The organism is Acinetobacter sp. DL27 (assembly GCF_055810995.1).
Map to the genome: position 1 here is coordinate 880140 of NZ_CM147947.1, position 13813 is coordinate 893952.

A 13813-nucleotide genomic window follows, 5' to 3' on the forward strand; every position below is an offset into this window, starting at 1 on the left:
GAGAAAAATGAATATGGAAACGCAATTAGAGATAGAACAAGCAGATGTGCAAGCGCCGTCTGATCAAATGCGAGATCAAACTACGACGTCAAAAAGTACGGAAGCTCAACCTAGGCAGACCCGTAAAAAGGCTGTGCTTCGTCCTAAAGCTGTACATACTTACGATACCATTGTTGTAGGTGCTGGGATTTCGGGCATTGCTGCGGCTTATAAAATGAAACAAGTCGGCTATCAGGACTATCTGGTTTTAGAAAAAGCGCAGAGGGTCGGCGGTACGTGGCGTGATAATAATTACCCTGGCTGTGGCTGTGGCTGTGATGTACCTTCGGCGTTGTATTCATTTTCCTTTGCACCTAGTCATCAATGGAGCCATTTATTTGCGAAACAACCTGAAATTTTACGTTACTTGGAACAGGTGGTTGAGCAGTTTGAACTGCAAGATAAAATTCGTTTTCAGCATGAGTTGCTCAGTGCAAAGTGGAATGAAGAGGCGAGTATTTGGCAGCTTGAAACTTCTCAAGGGGCATATCAAGCACGAACCGTGATCTTCAGCACAGGGCCGATTACAGAACCGTCTTTACCTAACATTAAAGGGATAGAGGGGTTTAAAGGAGAAATGTTCCATTCAGCCCGTTGGAAACATGATTATGATTTAACAGGAAAGCGGGTTGCAGTGATTGGAACAGGCGCATCTGCCATTCAGTTTATTCCACAAATTCAGCCGTTGGCGAAAGAGTTGGTCGTATTTCAGCGTACTGCACCGTGGGTTTTGCCCAAAGCGGATATGCAGCTCAATGCTACAGTAAAGTCGCTGGTGGCCAAATTCCCGATGATTCAGCAAGGCTGGAGGAAGAGTGTTTCCAATATTTTAAATGGAATCAACTTTGGGCTACGTCATCCGTCACTGCTTGAGCCAGTCAATGTTTTAAGCCGTCAATTATTGAAATTGCAAATACAGGATGACGCCCTACGTAAAGCCGTAACGCCTAACTTTTCGATCGGCTGTAAGCGACTTTTATTTGCCAACAATTATTATCCTGCACTGCAACAAGATAATGTCACCTTGTTGCCACAAGGTTTGGTCGAGATTGATGGGCAGAGTGTCATTGCGGCAAATGGGGAGCGATTTGAGGTCGATGTCATTATCTGGGGAACTGGTTTTGAAGTGGCACATCCTCCAATTGGACAACGCGTATGGAATGCCCAAGGTGAGCGATTGGCTGACCTTTGGAAGGATAGTTCTCCAGAAGCATACTTAGGTACAAGTTTGGAAAATGTACCGAACGCGTTTTTAGTATTGGGGCCAAATATCTTGGTTTATGACTCTTTTATTGGCATTGCTGAAGCGCAGATTCAGTATATTGTTGACGGTCTACTAAAAATGAAGCAGCAAGGCTTTAAACGTATGATGGTCAAGCGAGATGTTCTACGTTATCACAATGCCAAGGTGCAAACCCATTTGAAAACCACAGTATTTAACCGAGGTGGCTGTTCAAGCTATTATTTAGATCAAAATGGGCGGAACTTCGCGGCTTGGCCGTGGTCCTTGGCCGAGTTAAAGCAACGTTTATCTGTGCTTGAGCTAAAACACTACGATGTTGTTGAAGCTTAAAGTAGCTACATTAAGTATTAAAAACAGCCTGAGTCTGTTCAGGTCTTTTAATACTTAAACTGTGTCACTTGTGAATTGTTGATTTAAAATTCAACATATAAAAAAACCACCCATGCGGGTGGTTTTTTGTCTATCAACGCAGACCGAATTAACGGTTGATGTCGCGTTGAACTTCGCCAGTGTAAAGCTGACGAGGACGACCGATCTTGTATGGACCGCTGTGCATTTCTAACCAGTGGCTGATCCAACCAACAGTACGTGCAAGCGCGAAGATCACTGTAAACATTTCTGTCGGGATACCAATCGCTTTAAGAATGATACCTGAGTAGAAGTCTACGTTCGGGTATAAGTTACGTTTGATGAAGTATTCATCAGAAAGCGCGATACGTTCAAGTTCCATAGCAAGAGCAAGCTGTGGATCGTTGATGCCAAGCGCACCAAGAACTTCGTCGCAAGTTTCTTTCATTACTTTCGCACGTGGATCGAAGTTTTTGTACACACGGTGACCGAAGCCCATGAGTTTAACTTCTTTAGTTTTCACTTTTTCCATGAAGTCAGCAACGTTCTCTACAGTGCCGATTTCATCAAGCATCTTAAGAACAGCTTCGTTCGCGCCGCCGTGAGCAGGACCCCAAAGTGCAGAGATACCCGCAGCGATACATGCATATGGGTTCGCACCAGTAGAACCAGCTAAACGTACTGTAGACGTAGAAGCATTTTGTTCGTGGTCAGCGTGAAGCGTGAAGATACGGTCCATTGCTTTAGCAAGGATCGGATCTACTTTGTAATCACGGTCTGCTGGAGTAGCAAACATCATGTACAAGAAGTTTTCAGCGTAGCTTAAGTCGTTACGTGGGTAAACGAATGGTTGACCAACAGTATACTTGTAGCTCCACGCAGCCAAAGTAGGTACTTTAGCAATTAAGCGGATCGCTGTAATTTCACGGTGATCAACATTTTCGATGTCTAAGTTGTTGTGATAGAACGCAGAAAGCGCACCAACTACACCAACCATGATCGCCATAGGGTGAGCATCGCGACGGAAACCATTGAAGAAGCGGCTAACTTGATCGTGAACCATAGTGTGGTTACGAACTTTAGCATCAAATACTTCTTTTTGTTCAGCTGTTGGAAGCTCGCCATTGAGAAGTAAGTAGCAAGTTTCTAAGTAGTCAGCTTTAGTTGCTAACTGGTCGATTGGGTAGCCACGGTGTAAAAGCACACCTTTGTTACCGTCGATGAAAGTGATTTTAGACTCGCATGCAGCAGTAGCCATAAAACCAGGATCAAAAGTGAAGTGACCTGCGGCCAATACATCCTTAACGTCGATTACATCTGGGCCCAATGTGCCGCTGTAAATTGGTAATTCAATTTCTTTGCCATCAAGCTGTAAAACGGCTTTTTTGCCAGTTGCTTCAGACATTCAATAGATCTCCTGTCCTGGTGAATGATTTATCTGACTCGAAATACTCATCTTTTAATGCACGAATCAGACGGATTAAAAATTTGCTCTAAGAGTAGAGAGTGCTGAAATTTTGTCAATTATACTTATGGATAAAATGATGACTTCCGAAGTTATAGTTAAGATTTAATCCATTAAAATTTGCATAAAATCACAGCACCGACACACTATAATAAGTTAATTCAAGGAGCAAGTGCATAAATAAAAAATGTTGCTGGCGCAATTGTAAGCAGTTTTATATTGAAAAAAGCGCTTGAAAAGAAACAGAATTCAAGTCGTCGTATATTTACATTTATTATGATTCTCGTAACTTACGCATCATTTTAAAAAGAAAATGCTGTTTTCATAGTCATTGTTAAAAACAATAAGTGACTCAAAAAAAATGATTTAATTGTATAAAAAATAGCTTATTTGGTATTTCGAAAACGATATATAAGTCACTTTTTTTATTTATACGGATGTGAAAAAATTGTTTTAATTAAAATTTATTACGAGATATTTCAATCTTGTAGGGGATTAATCAGTTGCACCAACATCATGCATATTTATGCCACTATATTAAAATAAAATAATGAACATTTTATATATAAATAAAAAATGATTAAAATAAAGCAGTGAAATTAGCCAGTTTTAAAAACAAGACTTTTTTGTGCATCTTTAGTCTAAAGTCGAATTTTACCGTTTTTGTATAAATTTTAGCGCTTGAATTTGGTGTTTATTTTATAAAAACCAACCATATAGCTGAGGTTTGAAGCTAAAGTATTGTAGCGCAAGGTATTTATCTATGTGTTAATGATTCTTATTTAAAGAATTTTTATGCAAAAAGGCCAAGGGCATTGTTTGTATTTTGATAGTTCACGTCTTATAATTCAGTGTCGTTTTAAGTTCAAACGCTATTTAATTTAGAGTTTTAAAGTAGCTGCTGAACAATGCCAGCTTTCCTTCGAATTAATTCCAACAAACTCCGGATGGAGTTTTTACTTACAGGATGCCCGCTGTGAAAAGCAACAGACCTGTCAATTTGTCCATGGGTCAAGTTTTAGAAGTAAACTTAAAATCCCCTGTGGCTATTGCATCAATCTTACACCGTCTATCAGGTGTCATCGTATTTTTACTCGTACCGGTACTTCTATGGATCTTAGACAAGTCATTGTCTTCGCCTGAAGGATTTGCTCAAGTTCAGGCTATTTTTAATAGCTTCATTGTGCGTTTTGTCGTATGGGTATTTGTAGCCGGCTTAATTTTCCACTTTATTGCGGGCGTTAAGCACTTACTTGCAGATATCGGTATTGCTGAAGAACTGCAAAGTGGTCGTATCGCAGCTACTATTTCATTGATCTTGTCTGCAATCGGTATCGTTGCGGCATTTGTATGGATTGTTATCTAATGAAAAGTGCTACTGGTTTAACGGGTTCAGGTTCTCGCGATTGGTTTATCCAACGTGTAAGTGCTGTCGTATTAGCGGTTTATACAGTTGTTGTTTTAGGTTGGATCCTATGCAATGGCGGTTTTAGCTATGAACAGTGGTACGGCTTTATGATGACAGCTCCAATGAAGATTTTATCTTTATTGGCCGTCTTATCTCTTGTTGCACATGCTTGGATTGGTATGTGGCAGGTATTCACGGATTATGTGACTACTCGTCAAATGGGTCCTTCAGCTTCAGGTTTACGCCTTGTACTGACTTCAGCAGTAATTATTGCTGTATTTGCATATGCGATCTGGGCAATCCAGATTTTTTGGGCGAATTGATAGGAATAGATCATGGGCGCTATAACCCCTAAAGAAGATTACACAAATATTCCACACGAAACTTTCGATGCTGTCATCGTTGGTGGTGGTGGTTCAGGTATGCGCGCGTCTTACCAACTTGCTCAAGCTGGTTTGAAAGTTGCTGTTTTAACTAAAGTATTCCCAACTCGTTCGCACACAGTTGCAGCGCAGGGTGGTATTGGTGCATCTCTTGGTAATATGCAAGAAGATAACTGGCACTACCACTTCTACGACACTGTTAAAGGTTCTGACTGGTTAGGCGACCAAGACGCGATCGAATTTATGACGCGTGAAGCGCCACAAGTGGTTTATGAGTTAGAACACTTGGGTATGCCATTTGACCGTAACGCAGACGGTACGATTTACCAACGTCCATTTGGTGGTCACTCTGCAAACTACGGTGAAAAAGCGGTTCCACGTGCATGTGCTGCTGCTGACCGTACAGGTCACGCACTTCTTCACACGCTTTATCAAAGCAACGTGAAAATGGGTACACAATTCTTTGTTGAATGGATCGCACTTGACCTGATTCGTAACGAAGCAGGTGATGTTCTTGGTGTAACAGCAATTGACCAAGAAACAGGTAAAATTGCTGTATTCCAAGCCAAAGCGACATTGTTTGCTACAGGCGGTGCGGGTCGTGTTTACCGTGCATCAACCAATGCTTACATCAACACTGGTGACGGCCTTGGTATGGCGGCTCGTGCAGGTATTCCATTGCAAGATATGGAATTCTGGCAGTTCCACCCAACGGGTGTTGCTGGTGCAGGCGTATTGTTAACTGAAGGTTGTCGTGGTGAAGGTGCAATCCTTCGTAACGATGCTGGTGAGCCGTTCATGGAACGCTATGCACCAACTTTAAAAGACTTGGCGCCACGTGATTTCGTATCACGTTCTATGGACCAAGAAATTAAAGAAGGTCGTGGTTGTGGTCCGAAGAAAGACTACATCTTGCTTGATATGACGCACTTGGGTGCTGAAACGATCATGAAGCGTCTTCCATCTGTATTTGAGATTGGTAAGAAATTCGCGAACGTTGACATCACGAAAGAGCCGATTCCAGTAGTACCAACAATTCACTACCAAATGGGTGGTATTCCAACGAATATCCACGGTCAAGTGGTTGTGCCTGAAGGTTCTGAAACTGAAGCATTTGCAGCACATTATGACAAAGATAGCGATATCTATTCGACTAATGCGGGCGATCGTAACTTTACGAAACCAGTTAAAGGCTTCTATGCAATTGGTGAATGTTCTTGCGTGTCTGTACATGGTGCAAACCGTTTAGGTACGAACTCGCTACTAGACTTGGTTGTATTTGGTAAAGCTGCGGGTGAGCACATCATTGACTATGTGACTAAACATCACGGTGATGAATACCAACCGCTTCCTACGACTGTACTTGAGCAAACTGTTGCACGTATCCGTAAGTTAGATGACTCATCTACAGGTGAAAATGCTCAAGAAGTTGCAGATGCAATTCGTGACATCGTTCAAGACCATGCTGGTGTATTCCGTACAACTGCACTTCTTGAAGAAGGTGTGAAGCAGATTCTTGCGATTGAACCACGTGTACGTAACATTCACTTGAAAGACAAATCTAAAGTATTTAACACTGCGCGTGTAGAAGCTTTAGAAGTTGAAAACTTGTATGAAGTGGCTAAAGCGACATTGATTTCAGCAGCAGCTCGTAAAGAGTGCCGTGGTGCGCATACGGTTGTAGACTTTGAAGAGTCGCCGGATCACCCAGCTTACCCATATGGTCGTCGTGATGATGAGTGGATGAAGCACACATTATGGTTCTCTAGCGATAACCGTCTTGAGTACAAGCCAGTGCGTTACAAGCCATTGTCAGTTGCTGCAATTCCACCTAAACCACGTACATTCTAATTGGGAGAAGTAAGATGAGTAGAGGTACTCGTACATTTAATATCTACCGCTACGATCCTGATAAGGATGCAGCGCCGTACATGCAAACTTTCAAATTAGAATTGACTGATAAGCACCGTATGTTGCTTGATGCGCTTCTTGCATTGAAAGTACAGGATGAATCATTAACATTCCGTCGCTCATGCCGTGAAGGTATTTGTGGTTCGGATGGTGTGAACATCAATGGTAAAAATGGTTTAGCGTGTCTTTGGAACCTAAACGACTTACCGGAAGTGATTACAGTTCGTCCTTTACCTGGTTTGCCAGTGGTTAAAGATTTAGTTGTGGATATGAATCAGTTCTACGATCAGTACAACAAAATTCATCCATTCTTGATCAACAACCAACCTGCGCCGCCAAAAGAGCGTTTACAGTCTCCTGAAGAGCGTGAACACTTAGATGGTTTATACGAATGTATTCTTTGTGCATGTTGTTCAACTTCATGCCCATCATTCTGGTGGAACCCAGACAAATTCTTGGGTCCTTCAGCATTGTTGAATGCATACCGTTTTATCATCGACTCTCGTGATACAGCAACTCAAGAGCGTCTGGCTCGTCTTGACGACCCATTCTCGCTATTCCGTTGTAAAGGCATCATGAACTGTGTATCAGTATGTCCTAAAGGTTTGAACCCAACTAAAGCAATCGGTCACATCCGTAACATGCTTTTAGATGCTGCGGGTTAATCTGTAGGCTGATTTATCAGTTAGAAAAAGCACACCTTTAGGGTGTGCTTTTTTATTTTATAGCTAGGTTTTTGCTGTAAAAAATAAAGTTGCGTGAAAGCGTGGGGTTGGCACTATTTTTGTTTGTGATAGGTGGCTTTTGTGGAAATTGCACCAGATTGGTGAAAAGCGCGGCGATTTAAAACAAATGTCATAAATAAGTGCAAGTATGAGTCTGCAAAAAAAGTTATGAAGATGTTAAGATGGATGTGGTTGATGGGGAGGGCATATTGAAAGATGATGCTCTCTTTTCGTATGTGTTTTTTGGAGTAGACTTTGGTCTACGTTGAAACTCGGTTTTATTTAAAGCACCATATATTAGATGAAATTTTGATATGTGTATTTCGCCAATTTATGAAAGGTATGTGTCAAAAAAATCAATTGAAATATGGGGAGTATGTTAAAATTTTTGCACATTTATATTTAAAAAGTGTGCGCTAAATATGTACATTAATTCAACATTTAAGCCGCATTAGAGCGAGTATAAATGAAGGGTTAGTCGCTTTAGAAAAAATAATGCATCGCCTTATTTTTTCTAAGTCGATTTGCAAAAAATTGCTCGGTTTTGGCCGGGTATGAATGAGTGATGATGCCGCTGAGGGCGTTATGATTCATTGTCACATTGGGTAATTCTAATGTAGTGATAACGCCTCATGGCATCCGCCTTATGGGGACTAATGTCATGTTACCAATTTGACATTACTAATCATGGGTTCGCTTAAAAAGCATCCTGAAATGTTTTTGCAATAGGAAATGGGTCCACAAATGCAAGAAGTTGCTGACGCATTGCGTCTTGACACTGAACTTTCCGCTGATAGTGCAGCGTATATTGAAGAACTTTATGAGCAGTACTTGGCTGCACCAGACTCAGTAGAAGCTGACTGGCGTGCATACTTCGATAAATACCCGAAAGGTGATCAACCACACAGCAATGTACGTGAGCAATTCTTATTACTAGGTCGTAATTCAAGTCGTGTTCAAGCAGTGGTACAAAGTTCTGTTAGTACAGAACATGAACGTCGTCAAATTGGCGTACTACAACTGATTGCAGCGTACCGTAACCGCGGTCACCAAAAAGCGAAGCTTGATCCTTTAGGTTTGGCAAAACGTGAAATCGTGCCAGATCTTGACCTTGCTGCACATGGCTTAACCCAATCTGATTTCGACACTGTATTCAATACAGGTAATCTTTTGATTGGTAAAGACGAAGCAACTCTAGGTGAAATGGTTCAAGCCATGGAAGCAACGTACTGTGCTTCAATTGGTGCAGAATACATGCACATTGTTGATACCAAAGAAAAACGTTGGATTCAACAACGCCTTGAAGGTGCACGTGGTCAATTCAACTTCACTGCAGAACAGAAAAAACACGTATTAGAGCGTTTAACTGCGGCTGAAGGCCTAGAAAAATTCCTAGGGAATAAATACGTTGGTGCAAAACGTTTCGGCGTGGAAGGTGGTGAATCTTTCATTCCAATGGTTGATGCTTTAATTCAGCGTGCAGGTTCTGTAGGTTGTAAAGAAGTGGTCATTGGTATGCCACACCGTGGTCGTTTGAACCTTCTTGTAAACATCATGGGTAAAAACCCAGCAGACCTATTTGGTGAGTTCGAAGGTAAGAGCTTACATAAAAAAGGTTCTGGTGATGTTAAGTACCACCAAGGTTTCTCTTCAAACGTAATGACTCAAGGTGGCGAAGTTCACTTGGCATTGGCGTTTAACCCATCACACTTAGAAATCGTCGGCCCTGTGGTTGAAGGTTCAGTACGTGCACGTCAAGTACGTCGTAAAGATATTGGTGGTGATGACGTATTGCCAGTAATTGTTCACGGTGATGCTGCATTTGCAGGTCAAGGTGTTAACCAAGAAACCTTCCAAATGTCACAAACACGTGGCTATACAGTGGGTGGTACGGTTCACATTGTGGTGAATAACCAAGTAGGTTTCACAACATCTGATCCACGTGATGCGCGTTCTACAGAATACTGTACGGACATCGCGAAAATGATCCAAGCACCGATTTTCCATGTGAACGGTGATGATCCTGAATCAGTATTGTTTGTTGCGCAATTGGCACATGACTTCCGTCATACTTTCCGTAAAGACGTTGTCATTGACATGTTCTGTTACCGCCGTCGTGGTCACAACGAAGCGGACGAGCCAGCTGCAACTCAGCCAATGATGTATCAAGTCATCAACAAGAAAACGACAACGCGTGCGCTGTATGCAGACCAATTGGTTCAAGAAAGCGTTTTAGACCGTGCTAAAGCGGATCAAATGGTTGAAGACTACCGTTCGGATCTAGAAGCAGGTAAGCACGTTGCAAATGCATTGGTACTTGAACCAAATACAAAAATGTTTGTAGATTGGGCACCATACTTAGGGCATGACTATACAGACGTATGGGATACCACATGTTCTGAAGATCGTCTAAAAGAACTTGGTCGCAAAATGCGTGAGCTTCCTGAAGGCTTCGTGATGCAGCGTCAAGTTGCAAAAGTGATTGATGATCGCTTAAAAATGCAAACTGGCGAAATGCCATTAAACTGGGGTGCTGCAGAAACTTTAGCTTATGCATCTATTTTAGATGATGGCTATTTGGTTCGTTTAACTGGTGAAGACGTAGGTCGTGGTACCTTCTCACACCGTCATGCAAAATTGCATAACCAAGTGGATGGTTCAACCTATATTCCGCTTTGCCATATCAAAGAAAATCAACCACGTACTGCTATTTATGACTCATTATTGTCTGAAATGGCGGTGTTAGGTTTTGAGTATGGTTATGCAACGACTCTGCCTAAGAGCTTGATCATTTGGGAAGCACAATTTGGTGACTTCGCCAACTGTGCGCAGGTGGTGATTGATCAGTTTATCGCATCAGGTGAAACCAAGTGGGAGCGTGTGTGTGGTTTAACCTTACTTCTTCCTCACGGTTTTGAAGGTCAAGGTCCAGAGCACTCATCTGCACGTTTAGAGCGTTTCTTACAGCTATGTGCTGAAGACAACATGCAAGTGATGACACCGACTACACCTGCACAGATTTTCCATGCTTTACGTCGTCAAGCGATTCGCCCAATTCGTAAGCCAATGATCATCATGTCGCCGAAGTCTTTACTTCGTCACAAACTTGCAACGTCTACTTTAAGTGAACTTGCAAACGGTACATTCCAAACTGTGATTGATGAAATCGATAACATCAACAAAGCAGACGTAACACGTTTAGTGCTTTGTGGTGGTAAGGTTTACTACGACTTGCTTGAGAAACGTCGTGAGCAAGAGTTGAATAACACTGCAATCGTTCGTATTGAACAATTGTATCCATACCCTGAACAACGTATTGCTGAAGTTCTTGCTCAATATCCAAATGTGAAAGACATTGTTTGGACGCAAGAAGAGCCGAAGAACCAAGGCGCTTGGTTATTTATTGCTCCTCGTCTATATGATGATGTAATGAAGTCGGCTAAACCAGTACGTATCAGTTATGCAGGTCGTGAAGCTTCTGCTGCACCGGCTTGTGGTTCACCATATTTGCATGCAAAACAACAAGCTCAGCTCGTAAATGACGCTTTAGCGATCGTAGCTGAATAACAGGAGATTCTTAGTAATGGCAACCGAAATTAAAGCACCGGTATTCCCTGAGTCAGTTGCGGATGGAACAATCGCAACTTGGCACAAACAACCAGGTGAAGCAGTATCACGTGATGAAGTGATCTGTGATATTGAAACAGATAAAGTTGTTTTAGAAGTTGTTGCTCCTGCTGACGGTACAATTGCATCGATCATTAAAGGTGAAGGTGACACTGTTCTTTCAAATGAAGTGATTGCACAGTTTGAAGAAGGTGCTGTATCTGGCGCTGCGCAAACTGAAGCAGTTCAGTCTGAAGCGAAAGTAGAACAAGCAGTTACTCAAACTGAAGCGGGTGCTGCACCAGTCGTTGAACGTGCTCAAGTTGCTGATCAAGCGCCTGCTGTGCGTAAAGCATTGACTGAGTCTGGCATTCCAGCTGCTGATGTTGCGGGTACAGGCCGTGGTGGCCGTATTACGAAAGAAGATGTAGCAAATCACCAAACTAAACCAGCAGCTCCAGCTGCAGCACCATTAAGTGTTGCTGTGGGTGAGCGTGTTGAGAAGCGTGTTCCAATGACACGTCTTCGTAAGCGTGTTGCTGAGCGTCTGCTTGCTGCAACTCAAGAAACTGCAATGTTGACGACGTTTAACGAAGTAAACATGAAGCCAATCATGGAAATGCGTGCACAATACAAAGACGCATTTGAGAAGCGTCACGGTGCGCGTCTAGGCTTTATGTCTTTCTTTGTTAAAGCTGCAACTGAAGCGCTTAAACGCTACCCAGCGGTTAATGCTTCAATTGACGGTGATGACATTGTTTACCACGGTTACTATGACATCGGTGTAGCGGTATCTTCTGAGCGTGGTCTAGTTGTACCTGTGCTTCGTGATACAGACCGCATGAACTATGCTGAAGTTGAAAATGGTATCCGTGACTTTGCTTACAAAGCACGTGATGGTAAGCTTGGCATTGAAGACATGACTGGCGGTACGTTCACAATCACGAACGGTGGTACTTTCGGTTCATTGTTATCGACTCCGATCTTGAATACACCACAAACTGCGATTTTGGGTATGCATAAAATCCAAGAGCGTCCAATGGCTGTAAACGGTCAAGTAGAAATCTTACCGATGATGTATTTAGCGCTTTCTTATGACCACCGTCTAATTGATGGTAAAGAAGCAGTTGGTTTCTTGGTAACAATCAAAGAATTGTTAGAAGAACCAGCTAAATTGATCCTTGACCTTTAATTCTAAAGAATAAAACATGGGCTTAGAGCGATCCTCTAAGCCCATTTTTGGAGATAAAAATGTCTCAACAATTTGATCTTGTTGTAATTGGCGGTGGCCCAGGTGGTTACGAAGCAGCAATTCGTGCAGCGCAGCTTGGTTTTAAAGTTGCTTGTATTGAAAAACGTATTCACAAAGGTAAACCATCTTTGGGTGGTACTTGCTTAAACGTAGGTTGTATTCCGTCTAAAGCATTACTTGACTCTTCACATCGTTATGAAGATACAGTGCATCACTTAGCTGATCACGGTATTACAACAGGTGATGTGAACTTTGATTTGTCTAAACTCCTTGCTCGTAAAGACAAAATTGTTGACCAACTTACCATGGGTATTGATGGCCTTCTAAAAGGTAACGGTATCGAGTGGTTAAAAGGTACAGGTAAATTACTTGCAGGTAAAAAAGTAGAATTTGTATCTCACGAAGGTGAAACTCAAGTTTTAGAGCCTAAGTATGTGATTCTTGCGACAGGTTCTGTGCCAATTAACATTCCATCAGCACCAGTGGATCAGAACATCATTGTTGACTCAACTGGCGCACTAGAATTCCAAGAAGTACCTAAGCGTTTAGGTGTGATTGGTGCAGGCGTAATAGGTCTTGAGCTTGGTTCAGTATGGCGTCGTCTAGGTGCGGAAGTTGTTGTATTTGAAGCGATGGATGCATTCTTACCAATGGCCGATAAAGCATTGGCAAAAGACTACCAAAAACTTTTGACGAAACAAGGTCTTGATATTCGTGTTGGCGCTAAAGTTGCTGGCACAGAAGTTAACGGTTCTGAAGTGACTGTTAAATATACTCAAGGCGGCGAAGACAAAACTCAAACTTTCGACAAGTTGATCGTTTGTGTAGGTCGTCGTGCATACGCTGAAGGTCTATTGGCTGATGATTGCGGCATCAAACTCACCGAACGTGGTTTAGTTGAAGTGAACGATTGGTGTGCAACGTCTGTTGAAGGCGTATATGCAATTGGTGACTTAGTTCGTGGTCCAATGCTTGCGCATAAAGCAATGGAAGAAGGCGTAATGGCTGTTGAACGTATTCACGGTCATGCAGCTCAAGTCAACTATGACACCATCATTTCTGTGATTTACACACACCCAGAAGCGGCGTGGGTCGGTTTAACAGAACAGCAAGCGATCGAGAAAGGCCACGAAGTGAAAACGGGTCAATTCGGTTTCGCTGCAAACGGCCGTGCAATGGCTGCTGGTGAAAATGCTGGTTTCGTGAAGTTTGTTGCTGATGCAAAAACAGATCGTTTACTGGGTATGCACGTGATTGGACCTGCTGCGTCTGATATCGTACACCAAGGTATGATTGCGCTTGAGTTTGTATCTTCGGTTGAAGATCTACAGTTGATGACTTTTGGTCACCCAACATTCTCAGAAGTGGTTCATGAGGCTGCACTTGCAGTGGATGGTCGAGCGATTCACGCAATTCAGCGTAAACGCAAATAA

The 13813-nt window shown here is 42.4% G+C and carries 9 protein-coding genes; 8 read left to right on the top strand and 1 reads right to left on the bottom strand.

Annotated features, from left to right (window positions below; all coding sequences use genetic code 11):
• Positions 1 to 13: 13 nt before the first annotated feature.
• Positions 14 to 1612, top strand: a complete 1599-nt coding sequence (locus AC0KVP_RS04260; RefSeq protein WP_473339204.1) for a flavin-containing monooxygenase — start codon at positions 14 to 16, stop codon at positions 1610 to 1612.
• A 148-nt stretch (positions 1613 to 1760) separates the two neighbouring features.
• Here AC0KVP_RS04260 and gltA read toward each other — a convergent pair whose 3' ends face one another.
• A complete protein-coding gene (gene gltA, locus AC0KVP_RS04265) occupies positions 1761 to 3035 on the bottom strand; it encodes a citrate synthase (RefSeq protein ID WP_004695551.1) in 1275 nt (424 codons plus the stop codon).
• A 1027-nt stretch (positions 3036 to 4062) separates the two neighbouring features.
• On the opposite strand from gltA, the gene sdhC reads away from it, so the two are divergent.
• From sdhC to lpdA, 7 genes are all read left to right on the top strand, one after another.
• Positions 4063 to 4461: a succinate dehydrogenase, cytochrome b556 subunit gene (gene sdhC / locus AC0KVP_RS04270; RefSeq protein ID WP_005400408.1), complete on the top strand. Its 399-nt coding sequence runs from the start codon at positions 4063 to 4065 to the stop codon at positions 4459 to 4461.
• Positions 4461 to 4826, top strand: coding sequence for a succinate dehydrogenase, hydrophobic membrane anchor protein (gene sdhD / locus AC0KVP_RS04275; RefSeq protein WP_004695554.1), 366 nt, complete (start codon positions 4461 to 4463; stop codon positions 4824 to 4826). The genes sdhC and sdhD overlap by 1 nt, the downstream gene beginning before the upstream one ends.
• A 12-nt stretch (positions 4827 to 4838) precedes the next feature.
• Entirely contained in the window at positions 4839 to 6737 is a 1899-nt protein-coding gene (locus AC0KVP_RS04280) for an FAD-binding protein (RefSeq protein WP_004695556.1), read from the top strand.
• 14 nt (positions 6738 to 6751) lie between these two features.
• Positions 6752 to 7462, top strand: coding sequence for a succinate dehydrogenase iron-sulfur subunit (locus AC0KVP_RS04285; RefSeq protein ID WP_004982744.1), 711 nt, complete (start codon positions 6752 to 6754; stop codon positions 7460 to 7462).
• A gap of 804 nt (positions 7463 to 8266) precedes the next feature.
• Positions 8267 to 11089, top strand: coding sequence for a 2-oxoglutarate dehydrogenase E1 component (locus tag AC0KVP_RS04290; RefSeq protein WP_126039290.1), 2823 nt, complete (start codon positions 8267 to 8269; stop codon positions 11087 to 11089).
• Positions 11090 to 11105: 16 nt separating this feature from the next.
• Positions 11106 to 12320 carry a 2-oxoglutarate dehydrogenase complex dihydrolipoyllysine-residue succinyltransferase gene (gene odhB, locus AC0KVP_RS04295; RefSeq protein ID WP_062033969.1) on the top strand — a complete coding sequence of 405 codons (1215 nt, stop codon included), beginning with the start codon at positions 11106 to 11108 and terminating at the stop codon, positions 12318 to 12320.
• 59 nt (positions 12321 to 12379) lie between these two features.
• The gene (gene lpdA / locus AC0KVP_RS04300) at positions 12380 to 13813 is read left to right on the top strand and encodes a dihydrolipoyl dehydrogenase (protein WP_473339209.1); all 1434 of its coding nucleotides are present in this window, start codon (positions 12380 to 12382) and stop codon (positions 13811 to 13813) included.

What these genes read in the sequence shown, in the direction of transcription:
- AC0KVP_RS04260 (WP_473339204.1), top strand. Translation starts at nt 14, where the DNA reads ATGGAAACGCAATTAGAGATAGAACAAGCAGATGTGCAAGCGCCGTCT.
- odhB (WP_062033969.1), top strand. Translation starts at nt 11,106, where the DNA reads ATGGCAACCGAAATTAAAGCACCGGTATTCCCTGAGTCAGTTGCGGAT.
- AC0KVP_RS04285 (WP_004982744.1), top strand. Translation starts at nt 6,752, where the DNA reads ATGAGTAGAGGTACTCGTACATTTAATATCTACCGCTACGATCCTGAT.
- AC0KVP_RS04280 (WP_004695556.1), top strand. Translation starts at nt 4,839, where the DNA reads ATGGGCGCTATAACCCCTAAAGAAGATTACACAAATATTCCACACGAA.
- lpdA (WP_473339209.1), top strand. Translation starts at nt 12,380, where the DNA reads ATGTCTCAACAATTTGATCTTGTTGTAATTGGCGGTGGCCCAGGTGGT.
- AC0KVP_RS04290 (WP_126039290.1), top strand. Translation starts at nt 8,267, where the DNA reads ATGCAAGAAGTTGCTGACGCATTGCGTCTTGACACTGAACTTTCCGCT.
- sdhC (WP_005400408.1), top strand. Translation starts at nt 4,063, where the DNA reads ATGCCCGCTGTGAAAAGCAACAGACCTGTCAATTTGTCCATGGGTCAA.
- sdhD (WP_004695554.1), top strand. Translation starts at nt 4,461, where the DNA reads ATGAAAAGTGCTACTGGTTTAACGGGTTCAGGTTCTCGCGATTGGTTT.
- gltA (WP_004695551.1), bottom strand. Translation starts at nt 3,035, where the DNA reads ATGTCTGAAGCAACTGGCAAAAAAGCCGTTTTACAGCTTGATGGCAAA.